This window comes from Vibrio sp. 1401, from assembly GCF_033340295.1.
Map to the genome: position 1 here is coordinate 1 of NZ_JAWOWF010000510.1, position 622 is coordinate 622.

A 622-nucleotide genomic window follows, 5' to 3' on the forward strand; every position below is an offset into this window, starting at 1 on the left:
TCTTCCTTTTTTCCGCAAGAGATAGCTGTTTTCGCAGCTCTGCTGCCTCTTGGTTAGCTTCACTTACTGCTTGTTGGGCTTGTCGTCGAATATTCTCGATCCTCTGTTCTAAGTCATTTTCTAATGCTTTGGCTTTGGCTTCACGAGTCTGAGCATGCTGCTCTGCATATTGGGCGTTTGTCATTTGCTCCTGAACCTCTGAGCGTGCGTACTTCAACGCTCTTTTTTCAGCGGTCGCAACTCTCTCTTTGGCCTGCTTCTGGGTTTGAATGACTTTTTTCTTTGCTTTGTTTAACTCTTGGTTGGCTAAGCGCCCAAAGAGGTAAGTACCCATTGGAATGAGAAAAACACAAATGAGAATAAGACAGGCTGCTGCCGGCCATAGTTGTATAAATATGTGCCAGCCATCCACTTTGTTATAGAACGGTGCAAACTGAGCCGATTCAGTTTGCCCGTTCCAGAATTGCCAGCCATCTTGAATTTGTTTTGTTTGGGCTCCTATTTCAATGAGAGACAAACCGCTAACGTACTGGTTTGTATGATCACCTAAGTACATTAAGCCCATGAGCAAGGCTATGAATAGAATCCATCTCATCGTAAATAAACCTCTGTTATTTCGGGG

General features: G+C 44.2%; 1 protein-coding gene. It reads right to left on the reverse strand.

Translation table 11 applies throughout. The features are described from left to right. The coding region (locus R7Z77_RS26525; protein WP_318137195.1) for a hypothetical protein at window positions 1-595 on the reverse strand (595 nt) is incomplete at its 3' end. Window positions 596-622 lie beyond the last annotated feature (27 nt).